The sequence below is a fragment of the Rickettsiales bacterium genome (assembly GCA_029252805.1).
Taxonomy (GTDB): domain Bacteria; phylum Pseudomonadota; class Alphaproteobacteria; order Rickettsiales; family JALZUV01; genus JALZUV01.
Genome location: JAQXAR010000042.1, coordinates 1 through 3,099 on the forward strand (window position 1 = coordinate 1; position 3,099 = coordinate 3,099).

The following is a 3,099-nucleotide window of genomic DNA, read 5'->3' on the forward strand; positions in this document are numbered from 1 at the left end:
GAGCATTTTAATCTGTTCTTGAAAGAATGTGAGTGGAGGTTTAATATGGGCACACCAAGTGACTTACTGGCAGACCTGAAAAAGTTGCTCAAAGAATATTATTAGGTGTCAGCCCCAAATTAAATAGTTGGATTGGCCGTATAAAATTATGCCCCCACTTTTGCCCCCCCCCTATTTACTGGTTGGGGCATATATCTTCGGACGACTATAAACAAACCGATAGTACAAAACTGTTGGTTTACCTAGTGTTTTTGAATGATTTTGGAAATGTTCGGAAAAGGTGCTGGCGGACAGAGCGGGATTCGAACCCGCGGTACGTTTGCACGCACACACGCTTTCCAAGCGTGCGCCTTAAGCCACTCGGCCACCTGTCCACGCGGTTATTTGACCATTTATCGGCCAATGCGTCAAGGCTTAAGCCAGTTTGCGCGCTTCATCGGGTAGCATGATGGGGATGCCGTCACGAATAGGGTAGGCGAGTTGCGATTCTGCACAGCATAATTCTTGTGAGGTTTTATCGTAGGTTAGCGGCGCTTTGGTCAGCGGGCAGACTAAGATTTCCAATAATTTAGGGTCAATTTCTTTACTCATAAGTGCTGTTCTACCAGTTTTTGTGAAAATGATAAAGAGGGGGGTTGCAAAGGCGTGGCATTTAAGTATATTGCCGTTCTCTTAAGCGAGACGAGCGGGTGTAGCTCAGTGGTAGAGCACTTCGTTGCCAACGAAGATGTCGAGAGTTCGAATCTCTTCACCCGCTCCATTTTAAGCTGCCTTTTGGGCGGCTTTTTTTATTGCCAAAATAAATCTATTTCGTAACCCTTTCTTTAGAAAATGGCGCTATAGTTTGAAGTATATTCACTTAACCTCAGGAACCTATCTCATGAAATCTATTGTTTTTGCTACTCTTACCGTCGCCTTACTCACTATTGCTGCTCCTGTGATAGCGCATGACCATCAAACCGAAGCGACGAAAGGGGAGAGTGAGCGAGGAGAGGCGCGAAAAGAACGACGTGCGGAACATAAAGAAGACCGTCAAGAGCGTCACTCTGAGCGTAAAGAAAAGCGCGCCGATAGAAAAGAAGACCGCCAAGAAAATAAAGCAGACCGTAAAGAGAAGCGACAAGAGAAACGAACCGAGCGCAAAGAGAAACATAAAGCTAAGCACGACGGCTCTTAAAGATTGGCATTATTAATAGAAACACGTAAACAGGCTGGATGAGTATTCAGCCTGTTTTTTTGTCTCGCGCGCCATTTGAGCCGCATCCGCATGCACAAATCAAAGAGGGCGTATTGCCAACGTCTATCGATGAAGGGCTCTATGCGTCTTGGGTGAAAAAATTTGAACGTGATGAGAGTATCGTTGGTGAGCGGGTTACTTACGATAGTGACGGCTATAAGGTGACGGGCTTTTATTTCCGCCCCAAAGAGGTGCCGATAGAGGGCAGGCCGCTCGTCTTATTTAATCGAGGTGGCCGCAACAGTTATGGTATGCTTAATGTATTAACGATCAATAACTTGCTAGCTCCTCTTATTGCAAAAGATTATCTTATTTTGGCGAGCCAATATAGGGGTGTTGATGGCTCTGAAGGGGAGGATGAATTTGGCGGTGCAGAAGTTTCTGATATCACACATTTAATTGATTTAGCGCCGCAAATTGAAGAATGGGACGGCAAGAATATCTTCTTATTTGGCTGGTCTCGTGGCGGCATGATGACGCTCTTAAGCCTCAAGCAAGGCGCGCAAGTCAATGCAGTTGCTCTAGGCGCTCCGTTGATTGATTTGACGCTTTCAACCGAGGCAGGGCAGAAGCGAGAGGCTTGGCTGCAGCGCGTTTTGCCTAATTATGCGGAAGAAGGCTATGCGGCATTAGAAGCACGCTCAGCGCCATATTGGCTAGATAAACTCAGCAATACACCCATCCTGTTAATGCATGGTGATGCCGATAAGGATGTGTCGGTGCTGCATTCGCGGCAACTTGCCCAGAAACTCAGAGAGCGAGAGCAGCCACATAAGCTCGTCGAGTATGAAGGAGGCAATCATTACCTCAACCGCCAACGCGGTGAAGTGATGCAAGAAGTAGATGCTTGGTTCCAGCGTTATCTAAAGTAAAAGGGTGCTAAGATTTAGCATCACCAGAATAAAAGTAAGCGCCAAATGGTTCTAGTCGTTGAAGAAATGAACTTAAGCGCACCGAGTCATAATTTACCAGTCAATCAGCGCGGTTTCAGCCAAAATTCGGGGCCTAGAAGCTTCACCAAATAAGGTGCGAGAGTGTAGAGCAAAGAAGTTCGATAATTTATATTATGGAAAATGTTGGCGAGGCGGGGGGAACTGTCCCAAAGCACCAAAGCAGCCAAATTCAAGACCGGAAGTTACGCGTCGCCGGAGAAACGAGCAAAAGCTCAACAAGGCACTGCACTTGCTCAATACAACAATTTTGCTGCCTGCATCGATCAAAGCAAATACGGTTTTCACAAGCTTTACACTGCTTGGGCCGACAAAAAGCTCGCGACGCTGCTCGCCGCATGCGAAGCACCTCCAGAGATAAAAAAAGCCGATGCACCAGCATCAACTCCTAAGCAACCAGAACTTCGCAATTCAGGCTTGTTTGCGCAACCTATAGCGAACTCGCTGAATCTTTAACAGCCAATAATATAGGGAGAAACACCATGGCTAATTCAATACCGTTTCAACTGGTGAAGGATAATCCTTCACACTTACCACGCTTGCTTGATTTACAGGATGACTTGCAAAAGAGAGTTAGCGCATTTGTCGGTGGCGAACCTGCTCCAATCATTAAAGAGGCGATTAATGCTGCAATCTGTGAGAGCTACGCGCTTGCTGTTGGTGAGGTCTAGTCATATGCAAACTAGCCTACCAATGGCAATGCCGGCCCTGCCCTTAAATATTCCGTTATTTAGTAGTCATTTTAGGCCTACTGAGGCAGATGAGAAAGCACTAGGAGCTCTTTCGATCATACCACCAGAGGAACGCTTAATGGTGCTTGAGCTGCCTTATTCTATACGAAAAGAGGTTTTAAAAATCCTGAAGGCTCGCTTCAGAACGCGCCTCTATAATCGTGCTTATATGAGAATGTAT

7 protein-coding genes and 2 tRNA genes are annotated in these 3,099 nt (G+C 46.2%); 7 read left to right on the plus strand and 2 right to left on the minus strand.

All coding sequences use genetic code 11. The features are described from left to right. The coding region (locus tag P8P30_08615; GenBank protein MDG1287609.1) for an IS1595 family transposase at positions 1-105 on the plus strand (105 nt) is incomplete at its 5' end. A gap of 179 nt (positions 106-284) precedes the next feature. On the opposite strand, the gene P8P30_08620 is transcribed toward P8P30_08615, so the two are convergent. After that, positions 285-374: transfer RNA gene (locus tag P8P30_08620), tRNA-Ser, on the minus strand. A 40-nt stretch (positions 375-414) separates the two neighbouring features. Beyond that, a complete protein-coding gene (locus tag P8P30_08625; protein MDG1287610.1) occupies positions 415-591 on the minus strand; it encodes a Trm112 family protein in 177 nt (58 codons plus the stop codon). Positions 592-685: 94 nt separating this feature from the next. Between P8P30_08625 and P8P30_08630 the strand changes: the two genes are divergently transcribed. The 6 genes from P8P30_08630 to P8P30_08655 form a co-directional block, all read left to right on the plus strand. Beyond that, a tRNA-Gly gene (locus P8P30_08630) sits at positions 686-760 on the plus strand. A 120-nt stretch (positions 761-880) separates the two neighbouring features. Beyond that, positions 881-1,177: a hypothetical protein gene (locus tag P8P30_08635; GenBank protein MDG1287611.1), complete on the plus strand. Its 297-nt coding sequence runs from the start codon at positions 881-883 to the stop codon at positions 1,175-1,177. Positions 1,178-1,215: 38 nt separating this feature from the next. Next, positions 1,216-2,109 (plus strand): prolyl oligopeptidase family serine peptidase, encoded by an 894-nt coding sequence (locus tag P8P30_08640; protein MDG1287612.1) that lies wholly within the window; start codon positions 1,216-1,218, stop codon positions 2,107-2,109. 201 nt (positions 2,110-2,310) lie between these two features. Next, positions 2,311-2,643 (plus strand): hypothetical protein, encoded by a 333-nt coding sequence (locus P8P30_08645; protein MDG1287613.1) that lies wholly within the window; start codon positions 2,311-2,313, stop codon positions 2,641-2,643. Between the two features lie 26 nt (positions 2,644-2,669). Then, complete coding sequence (locus P8P30_08650) at positions 2,670-2,858, plus strand: hypothetical protein (GenBank protein MDG1287614.1); 189 nt, start codon at positions 2,670-2,672, stop codon at positions 2,856-2,858. Between the two features lie 22 nt (positions 2,859-2,880). Further along, the coding region (locus P8P30_08655) for a hypothetical protein (protein ID MDG1287615.1) at positions 2,881-3,099 on the plus strand (219 nt) is incomplete at its 3' end.